The following is a 15,076-nucleotide window of genomic DNA, read 5'->3' on the forward strand; positions in this document are numbered from 1 at the left end:
GGAGTTCTGGTGTCCCTTGTGGACGGTTGAGGTCGTGATCAGCCCGATTAGCCGGTCCCCGGCACACGACACGCCACATTTGCCTTACCCCTCAGTAGGTTCCTGGCATTGACCTTCAGAGTAGGGAAGGAGGCCATCATGTACCGGGGAAGGTGTGAAGGTCGAGTTTCCTCGGCTGAGCCGAGGGAAGGGGGCCTTCACGCGGCGGCGCAGGGCTCGGTCACGCCCCTTTGACCTACCCCTCAATAAGTCACGACTCTGCCAACGCCGGGTTGCGGTACCTCACGCACCGGCGTGAGGAGCTCGATTTCAGGCGGCCCCAGACGCCTCGGCGTTACGCCTCGTCCACCCGCCAGGTATAGGCGTGTTCACATCGGGTCGCTCACATGTTTCGGCTCCAGTGCGCCGTTCAGCAGGAGCGCACGCTACTTCCGTAGCAGGTCCGCGAGGCTGCACCAGCCCGGACCCGCGCGGTCAAACAGGCGTAGAAGTCCACCACGCTGACGCGTGCGCCGGGCATCTGGTCCGGACAACCGGCCTGAGCACCACATTAACGTTCGCTTCAGATTCGCTAGGTACGAAGTCGGTGGCAGACAAGCGAGGTAACCCGTCGGCAGGAGGCCAGTCATGGCAGTGGATGCACGGGCGGAGACCTGGGCGACGAAGGCTCGATCCAAGCAGCTCGCAGACGGATGCCGTACGGATATCACACCACGCGAACACCTGAAAAGAGACTGACATGAAACCCTTGGGACGCCGCAGCTTCCTGACCGCCGCCACGGCACTCGGCATCGGCGCCGGCATCTCCACGCATGCCGTTGCCTCGGCAGCGGGCGACGGCAAGACTCCGAACCGGAACGCGGACAAGACCGCGGAAATTTACCGGCGAGACCGAGACCTGCCCTTCATCGGCACGGAGGAGACATTTTCGACTCCCGCGTTGTTGAAGCTGAACTCCATCAATGAGGATCACATAGCGTTCCTTGAGGAAATCGGTCTTTCGGATCTGGGTCGACGCCGCATCGGTGATATGGACGCGGGGGGACTCAACGTTCAAATCCTCTCTGCTCATACACCGTCCGTGCAAAACGTCCCTGGGCGAAAGGGCATCGACTTCGCCTATCGTCTCAACCGGCAACTTGTGGAAGGGCCGATCGCCAAATATCCGGGCCGCTTCAAGGCTTTCGCCACCTTGCCCCTGCAGAGCCCCAAGGCGGCGGCGGACGAACTGGAACGCGCGGTTCGGAAAGACGGCTTCGTGGGCGCGCTGACCAACGGACACATTGCGAAGAAGTATCTCGATCATCCCGAATTCGAGCCTGTGCTGGAACGTGCTGTCGCGCTCGATGTGCCGATCTACCTGCATCCCGGCTATCCGGCTGACGACGTCTTCAAGGTTTACTACAGCACCACACGGTCTAAATACACGGAAGAGTTCCAAGACTACATTTTCAGTGGGTCTGGATATGGCTGGCACCAAGAGGTGCTGATCCAATGCATTCGCATGATCACGTACGGGGTCTTCGACAGGTTCCCCAAACTGAAAATCATCATCGGTCACATGGGCGAAGGTCTTCCCTTCTATTACAAGCGGATCATCGAAGACATGGGGGAGCCGACCAAAAACTCGCTCAAGAAGCCTATCGAGCAATACTTCCAGGACAACTTCTGGATCACAACCAGCGCATTCCCTCAGACTGAACTGCTCGATCTCCTGCTGAAGTTCGTAAGCGTGGATCGAGTGATGTTCGCAACCGACTACCCGTTCGCGGACATAAAGGCGCAGACCGACTGGTTCCGTGGAGTCGATTTGCCACGCAAAGACAAGGAAAAGATTGCTTTCCGAAATGCAGAGAAACTGTTCAAAATGAAATGCCCGTGAAGTGACGCGCGGCGTCGGCGCCAGTAGCGAGCACGGCATTGACTGATATCACGTTATGTGACTTAAAAGAGGGAGCAACATGCGGGTCATGATCATCGGGGCGGGGATCGGTGGGCTGACCCTCGCCCAGGCCCTGCACCACGGCGGTATCGAGGTGTCCGTCCACGACCGTGACCCCCAGGTGGGGGCTACCGGCGGCTACCGGCTGCATCTCGACGACCGAGCCTGTGAAGTGCTGCGTCGTCACCTCAGCCCGCAGCACTACCATGCCCTGTTGGCAAGCTCGGTCTCCCGTGCGTCGCTTCGCCGCTACACCTGGGCTGACCACCACCTGCGCCCGCTGGTCACCCGCCCCTCCGATCAGGGCACCGACACTCTCATGATCGGACGAGTGCCGCTGCGAACCCTGCTGACCCACGGCCTGGACGATCAGGTGCGGTTCGGGGCCGAATATGTGTCTCACGAGGTTCTGTCCGACGGCCGGGTCGCCGCCCACTTCGCTGACGGTAGTACCGACACCGCGGATGTCCTCGTCGGCGCCGACGGTACCCGCTCCCGGGTAGCGGCCTCGCTCGCCGGCCGGGAGCTGGCCGATCCCATCGGGTTCGGGGGCATCGCCGCCCGCACTCCGCTCACCGCACGCACCCGCGCCCTGCTGCCCGATATCGTCAACGATGGGCCGGTGCTCGCCTTGGGCCTCAAGGGCGCGTCGGTGTTCATGCAGGTCCATGACCCGAGTGGTGGCCCGGCAATCGATCCGGCCTCCTGCACCACCGTCCCGGCCATCACGGAGGCCCCGTCCCTGGTGTGGGGATTGAGTGCCACCGAGACGGTGCTGCCTCCCGTCACCGTGCAGGGGATGACCGGGCCGGAGCTGGTCGAGTTCACGCTGTCGACTGTTCGTGGTTGGCCTCCGGCCGTGCTCGAGCTCATCGCCGCCACCGACCCCGGCTCCGCAGCCGGGTTCCGGTTCTACGCCGCCGACCCCGATGCGGACCTGACGCCGTGGCCGGCCGGACCGGTCACCGCACTCGGCGACGCCGTGCACGCGATGCCTCCCACCGGCGGACGCGCCGCCGCCACCGCGATCATCGACGCGGACCACCTCGCCCGCGAGCTGCTCGCCGCTCGCGACGGAGACAGCACCATCGCCCTGGCAACCCACCGTTTCCATCGCGAGATGGCCGGTTACGCGCCCGCCGCGATCCGCTTTTCCATGCTGCCGTTGCGTTGGCTGTCCCGTGTCGACCGTCTCGACCGGCCCGGTCTTCGCGGTCTCGCCGAACTCGGCCTCAGCGCCGCCGCGGCGGTTCACCACTTCAACTCCAGCCTGAACGGGCGGGCCGCTGCATGAGTGACCCGACTCGGCTCCGACATCCGGGTACCCGACATCGCCTCCACCGCGCCCTGCGTTCCCGACCCGCTCGGAGGGCGGCGAGAAGGTCGGCGGCGACCTCGATGTTACGCATATAAGTAACGGACTCCGCTATTGCGGATTATCTGAGTCTGAGAGTAGAGTCCGCGGCATGTCGGAGAACCGCGGGATCCCTGACCAAGGGACTTACGGTTGGCGGCTCGACACGAGAGCCAGCCGGCGGTGAGGTGTGTGCGCTTCCCCCATTGCTAGCCGTAGCCGGATCCCCGGGTACCTGTTCCAAGGAAAGCAGGGTCGATCGGCCGTGACTGAGAATCAAATCGAGCCCAGGCGTCCACTGTGCCGACCCCTAGGCGGTCTCGGGAGTTCGAAGCGAAAAATTCCGCTGTTCGTGGCGATCGTGACACTTGTGGTTGGCCTGGTGAGTGCCTGCACAGGCGGCTCCGGTGCCGGCACGAACGCCGGCAATGACAAGCCGGTTCCAGGTGGAACTCTTGATGTCGGATTGACCATCGACATCACTTCCCTGGATCCGTACGACGGAATGGGCGACACGACGTCCTTGGTCCTCGCGAACATCAACGGTCAGCTGTTCAAGTACGTTGACAACAAGATGGTCCCCGCTCTCGGGCAGGGTGTGACGCGGTCCGCCGACGGCAAGACGGCCACGATCGCGCTCCGAAAGGGCGCGAAGTTCTCCGACGGTACGCCGATCACGCCCGAGGACGTTGTGTTCTCGATCCAGCAGGCCAAGGCGGGCGCTAATTACGGATCCCTTTACAAGGAGATCATCGCCTCCGAAAAGGCAAGCGGGGACCAGGTCGTGCTCACGCTCTCCAGGCCTACGCTGAATCTTGAAGCGATGTTGTCCATTCCTCAGGCGTCCATCATCCCCGCCAACTTCAAGGGGAAGAGCAAGGGCGAATTCTTTCAGCAGCCTGTGGGCGCGGGGCCGTACCTTTTCAGTAGTCGGCAGCCGGGTGTTTCCGTGCAACTCAAGAAGAACCCGAACTACTGGGACACAGGCAAGCCGTATATCGACACGCTGGAATTCAAGGTGTTCAACAGCAACAATGCGTTGACGTCCGCGTACCAAGCCAAGAGCATCCAGGCGATCCCGTTCGTTCCGACGGTGTCGGTCCCCACCCTCACCGGCGCGAAGATCGTGAACACCGCGGGGGCCGCGACCGAAATGTTCTTCATCAACGGCAGTAAGGGACCGCTCAGCGACCTGAAGGTCCGCCAAGCCATCTCGACGGCGATCGATCGTGAAACCATCGTCAAGAGCCTCAGGGGCCCTGGCGACAAACCGACCGAGACCTACGTCCCCGCCAGCGTTCTCGGTTCCGCCCGTCCCGCGTCGATCAGGCGCGGCGACATCGAAGCGGCCAAACAACTGCTCGCCGCATCGTCTTACAAGGACGGGGCCACGCTCAAAGTGATCTACCCGACCGGTGACGACACCCTGGCCAACACGGTCCAGTCCATGCAAGCCGAGTTGGCCAAGATCGGTATCAAGCTGGATCTGCAAGCAGTCGATCAGGGCGTGTGGGTGAACGACGTTCTCGCTGGGAAGTACGAGCTGGCCTACCAGAACATCAGTGCCCACGGAACCACGGCAGACGCCCCCTTGCAGGGCTTCATCGCCACGAAGGCCTTCGGTGGCGGATGGACCATGGACGTCGCCAAGACGGCACTCACCGAGTACCAGGGCGCGAAGAGCACAGGCGATCAGGCCGCGGCGCTGGACAAGTTCCAGAACTGGATCAACGCGGAGCTGCCGGTCATCCCGACCGTGTCCTTGAGCCCTTCCCTGGCGCTCAGCGGCACTGTCGCCGGCTACCAGGGACTCGAGACGGTGACCCAACAAGCACTGCCGTTCGACGGGCTCTGGCTCACCGGGTCCTAGGACGTAGCCGGGCCGGTGGCATCGTGACCTCGGCGGGGTGCTGTTCGCGGGGGAATCGACAGATACGGAGATGACATGCTGGTCGGCACCATGAAGCGACTCGCAAGCGCGCTTCTGCTCATCGTCGGAGCCACGGCCGTGTCATTCACCTTGGGACAGCTGGCTCCGGGGAGTCCGGCCCGTCTGCTGCTGGGCATCCAGGCTTCTCAGGAGGCTGTGGATGCGATGAACGCCGAGCTCGGGCTCGACCGCCCATTGTTGGTCCAGTGGTTCGAATATGTGTGGAATGTGTTGCATGGCGACTTGGGTCGCTCGTACAGCAGCTCGAGGTCGGTCGGCAGTCTGATCGCCGACCGATCCGAGGTCACGGCCTGGTTGCTGACGGCGGGTCTCGGCTTGTCGATAGTTCTCTCAGTCACCCTGGCGACTCTTGCCGCCGGCCGTAGAGGCACATGGGTGGACGCCTGGATCCGGAATTTCACCGTCGCATCGATCGCGGTTCCTACGTTCTGGAGCGGCTTGATGCTCATCCGACTGATAGCGCTGCCGACGGGCTGGCTGCCCGTCGGCGGTTTCGGAGAAACCACGCTCGAACATGTGCAGAGCATCGTGTTGCCCGCGATCACCCTGGCGATCTTCTTGGCTCCGATCCAGATCCGGGTGCTCCGCACGAACCTCGTGGAGTCGCTGGGATCGGGTTACGTGGAGGCCGCCGCCTCGCGGGGGGTTCCGCGTCGGCGACTGTTGCTCCGGCACGCGTTGCCCAACGCCGCGGCTCCGGCGATCGCGATCGTCTCCGTTCAAGCCGGCTATCTCCTGTTCGGCGCCGTGATGATAGAAAACACGTTCCAATTGCCGGGCCTCGGATCCAGTCTGGTGCTGGCCGTCAATCAGCGCGATTATCCGATGATCAACGGAATCACCCTTGTGTTCGCCGCCGTAGTGATCTCGTTCAGCCTGATGTCCGACGCGTTAACGGCGCTCATCGATCCCAGAGTGAGGGCATCATGACCGATCCGAAGGCCGGCACGTCGGCCGAAACGGGCGGGACTCAAGCAATCGAGGAGGTGGTTTCCTCCGCCAAGATGCCGGTCGGTCGTTTTGGCTTCCGTTTCGGTCTCGCCATCGTGATCGCGGCGGCATTGATGGCTGCCGTGGGTCCGTACCTCGTCCCTCATGATCCCAATGAGCAAGATCTGCTGGGTCGGCTTGCCGGCCCTTCGTGGAGCCATTGGCTCGGCACGGACGCACTTGGCCGAGACGTGTTCTCTCGCCTGATCGTCGCGGCACGTGTGGACCTCGGGGTGGCGTTTCTCGGGGCCTTCATCCCGTTCATCGTCGGGACGGTGCTGGGAGGCGTCTCCGCGTATTTCGGCTCGATCTGGGACCTTGCCGTGACGCGTTTGGTCGACTTGGTGCTTTCGTTTCCTCTCTATGTGCTCATCATCTCGCTCGTTGCCATTGCCGGGGGCGGCGTCAAACCGCTTCTTGTCGTCTTCACTCTCGTCGGCTGGGTCGGATATGCGCGCCTCATACGCTCGACGGTACTTCGAATCAAGAACGAGGACTACATCTTCGCGGCGAGGCTGGGAGGCGTTTCCCATCTACGCATCCTGGTCCGTCACATTTGGCCGAATGCGATCAGGAGTTCGTTGACCCTCTTGGTCACCGACATGATGTTCGTCCTGCTGGGTCTGGCGTCGCTGTCCTACTTGGGACTCGGCATACCGCCGCCGACAGCCGACTGGGGCGGGATGATCGCCGATGCCCAGCCGTACATGCAGCAACAGTGGTGGCTTATCGCAGCGCCGGGGTTCATGATCGGGCTCATCGGCGCGGGCCTCATGCTGATCGGAGAACGTCTCGATGACCGTTGATGCCAATGACCGGCCGGCTGTGGAAGTCTCCGGCCTCACCCTGTCGGGGCCGCAGGGCACACTCGTCACCGACGTGGCATTCGACGTCACGGGCGGCGAGTGTCTGGGCCTGGTGGGAGAGTCGGGCTCGGGTAAGACCCTGACCGTCCGGTCCATCGCGGGCCTTCTCCCGTCGGGCATCGAAATGGCGGCCGGCCGGATCGACACGGGTGGAGGCCGGGTCGGGATGATCTTCCAGGACCCGATGCGGGCGCTCAACCCGACCTTCACCATTCGACGTACCATGCGTGAGCCGCTGGTCCAGCATCATGGACTGTCTCGGAAGGCGGCCGATCGTCGTGCGCTCGAACTCATGAAGGATGTCGGGATCAGCGACGCCGAGCGCGTCGCTGGATGCCATCCACACCAGCTCTCCGGTGGCTTGAGACAGCGTGTCCTGATCGCCGCCGCACTGGCCTGCGAGCCGCAGATCCTGCTCTGTGACGAGCCGACCACCGCGCTGGACGTGACCACGCAGGCGATCATCCTCGATCTGCTCCACCGGCTGCGAGAAGAACGGAATCTGGCGATGCTCTTCGTGTCACACGACTTGGCCGTCATTTCCAAGATCTCCGACCGTATCGCCGTGATGTACGCGGGGCAGATCGTCGAGGTCGGTCACACGGACGAGATCCTGAGCTCCCCGCACCACGCCTATACGGCCGGCCTGCTCAGGTCGAGTCCTTCTGCCGGTCCACCGGGCGAGCCTCTCTTCGCCATCGAGGGAATTCCTCCGCAGCGACCTGCGGAAATCGTCGGATGTCGCTTTGCCGACCGGTGTCCCTGGGCTGCTTTGGAATGCACGCAGGCAGCGGTGCCCTGGGGTGAGCAAGGTGAGCGGCACACGTTTCGTTGTGTCCGCGCCGACGAGGTGGCGGCGGCGTTCTCGCTCGGCGTCGAGCACGGCGGTTGGCCACGCAGCCTGGAAGTGGACCATGCCGCTTCTTGAGATCGATGACGTCTGCGTGACCTATGGCCGAGGCAACAGGTTTCTCCGCAGGGCGGACACGTCACATACGGCGGTGGAACACGTGAGCCTGACTGCGGAGCGGCGCCAGATCGTCGGCGTGGTCGGCGAGTCCGGGTCCGGGAAGTCCAGCTTGGCGAAGGCGGTGGTCGGGCTCATCGAGCCTCAGTCCGGTGAGATCCGGCTGGGTGGGGAGGTGCTTCCGCTCAAACGTCCGGTCGAGGTGAGACGACGTATGCAGATGGTGTTCCAAGATCCGTCGTCGGCCCTGAACCCCTCGCTCACCGTCGGACAGGCCATCGTGGAGCTCCTGCGGCGTGGCGGGATGGACCGAACAGCGGCGCGTACTCGTGCAGCCGAACTGATCGACATGGTCGGTCTTTCGTCGAGCACGCTCGACGCCAAACCGATGGCACTGTCCGGCGGACAGCGCCAACGGGCCAGCATCGCCCGGGCACTGGCCACCGATCCGGAGGTCATCGTCGCGGACGAGCCGACCTCCGCGCTCGACGTCTCGGTGCAGGCGACGGTCCTCAACCTGCTGCGCGGGCTCGCCGAGTCTCTCGGGCTCGCCGTACTGTTCATCACGCACGACCTCGGTGTCGTACGGCGCCTCTGCGACGACGTTGCCGTCATGCACAAGGGGCGCGTGGTCGAGCGCGGACCGACCGCGGCCATTTTCGAGGCGCCGGCCGACCCCTACACCCAGCAGCTCCTGGCCTCCATGCCCACTCTGTCGAGGCGTACAACGTGTTAGGGCGGCCGATGGGATCAGTGGTGGGAACGGTGGCAAGCGGATGGGAAGGCGTCCGGGATGCCTTCGAGTCCGCTCAGGCGCAGGATGAGGGTGCAGCTCAGCTCGCGATCTACATCGACGGTCAGTGCGTCGTCGACCTGTGCGCGGGGTCCGACCCGATACGCGGCCGACCGGTCGACGTGGACTCGCTGGTGGTACTCATGTCGGTCACCAAGGGGCTGGCGGCGCTGTGCACCCATTTGCTCGCCCAGCGCGGGCTCCTTGATATCGAAGCGCCCGTAGCCGAATACTGGCCCGAGTTCGGTGTGAACGGCAAAGCCGGTATCAGGGTGAGCGACCTTCTCGCGCACCGTGCCGGTCTCCCCGGATTCGAACCCGAACGACGTTTTTCAGAGCTCCTCGACTGGGATGCGTCTGTCGATGCTCTGGCACGAATGCGGCCCATGTGGGCGCCCAAGACAGCCTATGAGTACCACACGGTGACCTACGGTGTCCTGGTTGGAGAGGTCGTCCGGCGGGTCGCCGGCCAGTCGCTCGGCGCCTTCTTCGCCAGCGAGGTCGCGCGTCCCCTCGGCCTCGACCTGTGGATCGGCCTCCCGACATCCGAAGAGCCGAGAGTCCTGCCGACGTTCCGCACGATCGAGTACCCCACACGAGCGGAACTCGTCGAACAACTCGCCGGGTTCGGACTCCGGGAATCCGACGCCATCGTCAAATCCTATGTGGACCGGACGATGTCGCTCGCCGACATGGTCCCGGTATTGAACAGCGCGGCGGGTCGCCAGGCGGAGTTGCCCGCCGTGAATGCCGTGGGCAACGCGCGCTCCCTGGCGAAGACATATGCGGCGATGATCGGTTCTGTCGACGGCGTGCGATTGCTGACGCGCGAGTCGGTGGATCGTCTGAAGTCACCGCAGACGGACGACCTGACCTTGCCGGTGCCGCTCGACCGCGTGCCAGAACCCCATCCTCTTCGCTTCGGCCTGGGCTTCGAGCTCCCGCGGTCGGCCGTGCCTCAGTTCGGCCCCGCGTCGTTCGGTCACGCCGGGGCCGGTGGCCGCCTCGCGTATGCCGATCCTGATCACGGCCTGGCGGTGGGCTACACCTGCACCAACATGTGTTGGGACGGGGTCGTCGGCCCAGACGCGCGCTGGGTACCGTGGACCGATGAATTACATCGTGTGATCGGTGCATGACCGGCCGTCGCTATGCTACGTCACGAGAGTTCGGAAGTATCTTTCGCAGTCGATGATCGAGCAGGCAGGCCGCAAGACGGGGATGGTTGACATGGATGGCAGCGGACTGGCCGGTGAGCACGTTCGTCTACCTGCGGAACTCGACTCGCCCTGGCCTGGTATGCCCGCCTCGCACGAGGGTCAATGCCCTGCGGCGACCGCCCTTGCGCTGCTGGCGCAGGGGGTGGATCGGCTGAGAGCCGTTCGATGGGCCGATTTCGCCTTGGACGACAAGCGCTGCGGGTCGCACCCGAGGTGCCTTTGGCGAGCGGTGACGGTTTTGCTGTGCTCAGGCGATTTGATCCACGCGGACGCTCAGATTCGCAAACTGGAAAGCACGTGCACAGGTTTGAGTGGCGACCTGATCGTTCTGCTGCGATCACAGTACGCGCGACTGGTCGGCGATCCGACTGAGGGCCGAAAGATCATCAAGGCTGTACTCGCTGCCGAGCCTTCGGCATTCATTCGTCAGCTTGCCATACCTTTCCTTGTTGCCACTTATGTCGCAACAGATGACGCGGAGGAGGCTTACGCGCTTCTTTCCGAAGTGAATTTCGATGAAATCATCGCAGATTCAACTTTTACCCTCCCGCTGAACCTGGTGGTCCGCGGGTCGGTGTACTTGGCGCTGGCGAATTATGATTCAGGCCCTGATGAGCTTCGGCTGGAGCGATTGAAACAGGCTACTGTCGACCTTCTCGAAAGTATGCACTACCCCGGTGCTGAACTTTCGGCGAATTTCGCCGTGATGCACCGCTGCGGGCTGGCCGCGCTGGCCGCGGCACGAGTCGGGCTTGGCGAGCTCGCCTCGGGTCTTGCGGAGCAGGAGAAAGCCTCGGCGATGGCCTGGGGATCCCCGTCGGCCGTCGGCTGGGCGCTCTTCGTGTGTGCGATGACCGAGAACTCCAGTGCGACCGTGGACGCACTCGCCGACGCGGTCGATTTGCTGGAGGTCGCCTACTCGAGGGTCGAGCTCGCTGCGGCAGGTTATCAAGCGGGACTGAAATCCGCCGACGCGAAGGATGGTTCTTCGGCTCGACGCGATTTCGAGCGCGTTGTGGAATGGGCTGAGAAGACCGGCAATGCAACCCTTATCAAGAAGGCGAAGGATGCGTTAAGCGGGGCCACTTCAAGTGGTTTGGCGCACCAACTGACCGCCCAGGAGGGCAAGATCGCCCAACTCGCGCGGACCGGATATACGAACAAGCAGATTGCCGAGAAGCTCTGTCTGACGATTCGAACCGTAGAGTTCCATCTGTCGAATGTCTACCGGAAGTTGGGGGTTTCCGGACGGCGGGAACTCAAAAATGCGAAGGCCTATGATTCGCTGTGAAAGCTGACGCCGGATGAGCTTTCCTCGTCAGCCGGGGCACGCGGCTGGGTGACAGCCTAGATCTGCCTGAGCTGGTCTCTTCTGTCCATTAGGCACAGTTTCAGCGATGGACGTGCCCGATTTGAGAAATTCGCACGGTTTCGCGAGAGGGGTCGTGAGTGATAAAGAGGGTTAGAACCCTCTTTATCACTCACGACCCTCCGCGAAACGGTGCATCTAGGCATAGAGTGGACATCTCGTGGTCAGGGAGTATCCCTTGTGGACAGTCTGCGGGACGCATCCGGCCCTGGGGGCTCAGTGTCGCTCGCCGGAAGTTCGTACCGGAAGTCTGTGCCCGCCTCGAACACGCGAGTTCCCCTTCCAATAACGTAAGTTGCCCCTCTGGTCACGCGAGTTACCTCTCTGGACACGGGCGTCCTGCGCCCAGATACCACGTGTCCAGAGGCGGAACTCGCGTGACTGGGAGCGGAACTCGTCCAGTCGGTAGCCATCCAGTTCGGCAGCCAGTAGGCGCGAAACCCGCACTGGTGGCCAACCGGACTGCGCGCCGTTTAACAGTCGTTTCAGGTTCGCCAAGTATGAAGTAGGCGTCGCCGGCATGGCCGAACGCACCGCGCTCTACGGCGGCACGGTCAGCGCCAGTTCCGCATCGGACGGCGGCTGGACCGTGTACACGACTCTGAAAGGCAGCCGCTCATGATCTCTGTGCTCGTGGTCGACGCCCAGCCGCTGCGGCGCTTCGGGTTTCGCATGCTGCTGGAGCGTACCTCCGACACCGAGATCGTCGGCGAGGTCGAGGACGGCGCCGAGGCCGTTCGGCGGACCACCGAGTTGCATCCCGACGTGGTGCTGATGGGCACCCGCATGCCGGGCGTCGACGGGATCGAGGCCACCCGGCGCATCGTCGCCGCCGGTGGGCGTTCGCGGATCCTGGTGCTGACGAAGTTCGACGTGGACCGGTACGCGCTCGCCGCGCTGCGGGCGGGGGCGAGCGGTTTCCTGCTGAAGGACACCCGTCCGGAGGAGTTGCTCGCCGGCATCCGGGCCGTCGCCGCCGGGGACGCGGTGATCGCGCCGGCGCTGACCCGGCGGCTGCTCGACGCGTTCGCCGACCGGCTCGGCGATGACCTCTGCGGGCCCGTGCGGGAGGATCCCCGGCTGGGTTCCCTGACCGGCCGCGAGCGCGAGGTCCTCGTCGCCATCGGCCGCGGCCTGACCAACGGCGAGATCGCGCAACGGTTCACTCTGTCGGAGTCGACGGTGAAGACCCACGTCGGGCGGGTCCTCGCCAAGATCGGCGCACGGGACCGGATCCAGGCCGTCATCCTCGCCTACGACCTGAGACTCATCCGGCCGGTTTAGCCAGCGCTTGGGCCGTTCATGCGGTGGTGACCTGCCCGTCGACGACGTGCACCGGCACCTTGGTCAGGGGCTTCGTCGCAGGTCCGCCGGTGACTTGTCCGGTGCCGTCGAAAGTGGAGCCGTGGCATGGGCAGCTGAAGCCGGAGCCTGCGGGTGTGATGGGGCAACCCTGGTGTGTGCAGGTGGCGACGAATGCCATGAAGGTGTCGGTCGAGGGGCGTAACAGGTACGCCGGGGAACCATTCGGTGCGGTGAAGCTTGTCGACGAACCGACGGCGACGGCCGAAACCGCGGCGATCACCGTCGGGGAGTTCGTTCCGGGGTCTGTCGGCCGGCTTGGTTTCGAGTCGGTGGTGGTGCGACGGGTAAGGGCGACGACGCCGCCGATGGCAGCGGTCGTCGCGGTGATCAGGCCGCCCCAGAGCAGAATACGTCGCTTGACGTCGTCCGGGCCGGGGTTCGGCCGGCGGCGACGGCGTATCGCGGCACGCAGGTGTGCCGTCGTGGAGAACAGGCCCGCGTCGCCGGCGATCACCAGCGGGGTCCAGGCGGCTGCGAAGACGATGTCGGCGCCGAAGTAGTACGGGCGGGTCGTCCAGCTCACGGTGAGGAAGAAGCTCAGCGCGAGGAGAATCCCGCCGACCGCGGCGGTACGGGCGAACAGGCCGAGCAGAGTACCCAGCCCGACGGCGATCTCGCCGAAGGCGATGACAAGGCCGGTGACGGTCGCGTGTTCGGCGGCGAAGGACACCAGCGGGCCGATCGGGGAGGTGGTCGCGGCGTGCAGCATCTGAGCGTGGACGCCGAGGGGTGAGGTGTGGTCCAGGTAGTGGGGGTCGAGGATTTTGGAGAGGCCTGCGTAGAGGAATGTGCCGCCGAGGAAGATGCGTAGCGGCAGGAATGCCCAGATCGGTGTCCGTGGTGGTGCATCGTCCCGTGGCGTTGGTTCGCCAGGGGAAGGCTTGGGGGACAAGAGAAGTCGCCTTTCATATCGCACGTGTACGTGTGTGAGCTCAGAGTCGTTGAGCTCACACACGTTCGACGCTTCATCAGGACTTGCGAGGGGAGACCGTCATGATGCCCGTGCACATCTCGTCGCTGGTGCCGTCGCCCCACACCACGTAGCGGGGCGGAAGCTTGCTCAGCTGCGGCAGCTTTTTGCGCAGCCCCGCGTCGTGCGTGCACGTCACCCGCAGCGTGTCTCCCGGACCGATGTCCACCGGTGACGGCAGCTTCACCAGCCGCTGGTTGTCGAAGTCGAACTGCGGTACGTCCAGCACGACCTTGGCGTTCGGCTTGCCAGGGTTGAGTTCGACCTTGATGGAACGCCCGAGCAGGTGCATATGGCCGAAGCCGGCGAACAGCGTCATCGGTGCCGGCACCTCTTGGTCGCAGGTCTGGGTGTTACCGGGCTTCGGCGCGCTCTGGCCGCACTCCTCCAGTTGCTCGTCCGCGGTGCCACCGACCTCCGGCCCGAACCGCTTCGTCACGTCCGCGATCGAGGCCGCCCGGTCGCAGAGCGGACCCGACTCGTCGGCGGCGCAGGGCAGGTCGGTCGGCGCGTCGAGCGGGAACGTGTCGAGTTCCCGGGTCTGCGGCGTGCCGTCCGTCAGCCGCAGCCGCACCGCCGAGCGGTCCGACCCGGCCGGTTTGCCGTCGCTCGCGAGCAGGTTGTAGTGCATCTGCAGGACGATGAGGCTGCCCGGTTCCAGCTTGAAGCCGACGTCCTGGGTGAACAGCGTCTCCGAGGCGCCGGGCGCCCAGGTGTCCACCCACGTCGCGCCCGGCTCGTCTTCCTCCACGTCGGCGCCCTTCACGCCGGTCCCGCTGAAACACTGCCAGCCGACGCCGGGGGTCTTCGCGTCCTGCTCGCGCACCAGGGCAGCGCCGCGCGGCGGCACCGCGTACACGATGGCGTGGTGCGCGAGGGCGACGTTCTCCGGCGTGACCTGGGTCCCGGTCAGGAACGCCGCCTTGGTCAGGCCTGGATCGATCACCTGGCACCGGTACTCGTCCGTGCCGCTGTCCCCCGACGGCGTGGGCGTGTAGGCCTCGGCCATCTTCAGGTCGACGAACCGCTCACCGGCGCGCAGCGGCTGTGGCGGAGCCGCCGGCCCGCCCGCGTGCGCGCTGTGTGCGCCGGCCGCGGCGGGCGCCGCGCTTTTGTCGGCGTTCGACCCGCAGGCGGCGACGGCGAACGCCGTCGCGAGTGCCATGGTGGCCGCCCCAAGTCTCCACAGTGGACTATCAGGTTTCGTCATGGTCTGAACGCTAGGCCTAATTCCGTCCCATTTCGTCGTACTGCGGTCGTCATTCTCGGGAGGGTGGTGGTACCACGGT

12 protein-coding genes are annotated in these 15,076 nt (G+C 64.4%); 10 read left to right on the forward strand and 2 right to left on the reverse strand.

All coding sequences use genetic code 11. The features are described 5' to 3' along the window. Nucleotides 1-739: 739 nt before the first annotated feature. From SD37_RS09500 to SD37_RS09545, 10 genes are all read left to right on the forward strand, one after another. Entirely contained in the window at nt 740-1,882 is a 1,143-nt protein-coding gene (locus SD37_RS09500) for an amidohydrolase family protein (RefSeq protein ID WP_052675026.1), read from the forward strand. Between the two features lie 79 nt (nt 1,883-1,961). Then, entirely contained in the window at nt 1,962-3,236 is a 1,275-nt protein-coding gene (locus SD37_RS09505) for an FAD-dependent oxidoreductase (RefSeq protein ID WP_065912774.1), read from the forward strand. Between the two features lie 412 nt (nt 3,237-3,648). Continuing rightward, nucleotides 3,649-5,166 carry an ABC transporter substrate-binding protein gene (locus tag SD37_RS09510; RefSeq protein WP_145926565.1) on the forward strand — a complete coding sequence of 506 codons (1,518 nt, stop codon included), beginning with the start codon at nt 3,649-3,651 and terminating at the stop codon, nt 5,164-5,166. Nucleotides 5,167-5,241: 75 nt separating this feature from the next. Beyond that, nucleotides 5,242-6,177, forward strand: a complete 936-nt coding sequence (locus tag SD37_RS09515; RefSeq protein ID WP_052675027.1) for an ABC transporter permease — start codon at nt 5,242-5,244, stop codon at nt 6,175-6,177. Next, nucleotides 6,174-7,043, forward strand: a complete 870-nt coding sequence (locus tag SD37_RS09520; protein WP_052675028.1) for an ABC transporter permease — start codon at nt 6,174-6,176, stop codon at nt 7,041-7,043. The genes SD37_RS09515 and SD37_RS09520 overlap by 4 nt, the downstream gene beginning before the upstream one ends. Then, entirely contained in the window at nt 7,033-8,031 is a 999-nt protein-coding gene (locus SD37_RS09525; protein ID WP_044852734.1) for an ABC transporter ATP-binding protein, read from the forward strand. The genes SD37_RS09520 and SD37_RS09525 overlap by 11 nt, the downstream gene beginning before the upstream one ends. Nucleotides 8,032-8,113: 82 nt before the next feature. Further along, entirely contained in the window at nt 8,114-8,806 is a 693-nt protein-coding gene (locus SD37_RS09530; RefSeq protein ID WP_167369622.1) for an ABC transporter ATP-binding protein, read from the forward strand. Between the two features lie 20 nt (nt 8,807-8,826). After that, nucleotides 8,827-10,002: a serine hydrolase domain-containing protein gene (locus SD37_RS09535; RefSeq protein WP_236725300.1), complete on the forward strand. Its 1,176-nt coding sequence runs from the start codon at nt 8,827-8,829 to the stop codon at nt 10,000-10,002. Between the two features lie 52 nt (nt 10,003-10,054). Then, a complete protein-coding gene (locus tag SD37_RS09540; protein ID WP_052675030.1) occupies nt 10,055-11,374 on the forward strand; it encodes a helix-turn-helix transcriptional regulator in 1,320 nt (439 codons plus the stop codon). A gap of 696 nt (nt 11,375-12,070) precedes the next feature. Further along, the gene (locus SD37_RS09545) at nt 12,071-12,736 is read left to right on the forward strand and encodes a response regulator (protein ID WP_044852737.1); all 666 of its coding nucleotides are present in this window, start codon (nt 12,071-12,073) and stop codon (nt 12,734-12,736) included. Between the two features lie 16 nt (nt 12,737-12,752). On the opposite strand, the gene SD37_RS09550 is transcribed toward SD37_RS09545, so the two are convergent. Together SD37_RS09550 and SD37_RS09555 are read right to left on the reverse strand one after the other, a co-directional pair. Next, a complete protein-coding gene (locus tag SD37_RS09550; RefSeq protein WP_145926566.1) occupies nt 12,753-13,772 on the reverse strand; it encodes a Rieske 2Fe-2S domain-containing protein in 1,020 nt (339 codons plus the stop codon). 13 nt (nt 13,773-13,785) lie between these two features. After that, nucleotides 13,786-14,997, reverse strand: coding sequence for a monooxygenase (locus tag SD37_RS09555; protein ID WP_201788878.1), 1,212 nt, complete (start codon nt 14,995-14,997; stop codon nt 13,786-13,788). Nucleotides 14,998-15,076: the final 79 nt, after the last annotated feature.

This window comes from Amycolatopsis orientalis, from assembly GCF_000943515.2.
GTDB classification, from domain to species: Bacteria; Actinomycetota; Actinomycetes; order Mycobacteriales; family Pseudonocardiaceae; genus Amycolatopsis; species Amycolatopsis orientalis.

Excerpts from the sequence above, each read along its gene's own strand:
- SD37_RS09500 (WP_052675026.1), top strand. The coding sequence starts at position 740 with ATGAAACCCTTGGGACGCCGCAGCTTCCTGACCGCCGCCACGGCACTC.
- SD37_RS09505 (WP_065912774.1), top strand. The coding sequence starts at position 1,962 with ATGCGGGTCATGATCATCGGGGCGGGGATCGGTGGGCTGACCCTCGCC.
- SD37_RS09515 (WP_052675027.1), top strand. The coding sequence starts at position 5,242 with ATGCTGGTCGGCACCATGAAGCGACTCGCAAGCGCGCTTCTGCTCATC.
- SD37_RS09520 (WP_052675028.1), top strand. The coding sequence starts at position 6,174 with ATGACCGATCCGAAGGCCGGCACGTCGGCCGAAACGGGCGGGACTCAA.
- SD37_RS09525 (WP_044852734.1), top strand. The coding sequence starts at position 7,033 with ATGACCGTTGATGCCAATGACCGGCCGGCTGTGGAAGTCTCCGGCCTC.
- SD37_RS09540 (WP_052675030.1), top strand. The coding sequence starts at position 10,055 with ATGATCGAGCAGGCAGGCCGCAAGACGGGGATGGTTGACATGGATGGC.
- SD37_RS09545 (WP_044852737.1), top strand. The coding sequence starts at position 12,071 with ATGATCTCTGTGCTCGTGGTCGACGCCCAGCCGCTGCGGCGCTTCGGG.
- SD37_RS09555 (WP_201788878.1), bottom strand. The coding sequence starts at position 14,997 with ATGACGAAACCTGATAGTCCACTGTGGAGACTTGGGGCGGCCACCATG.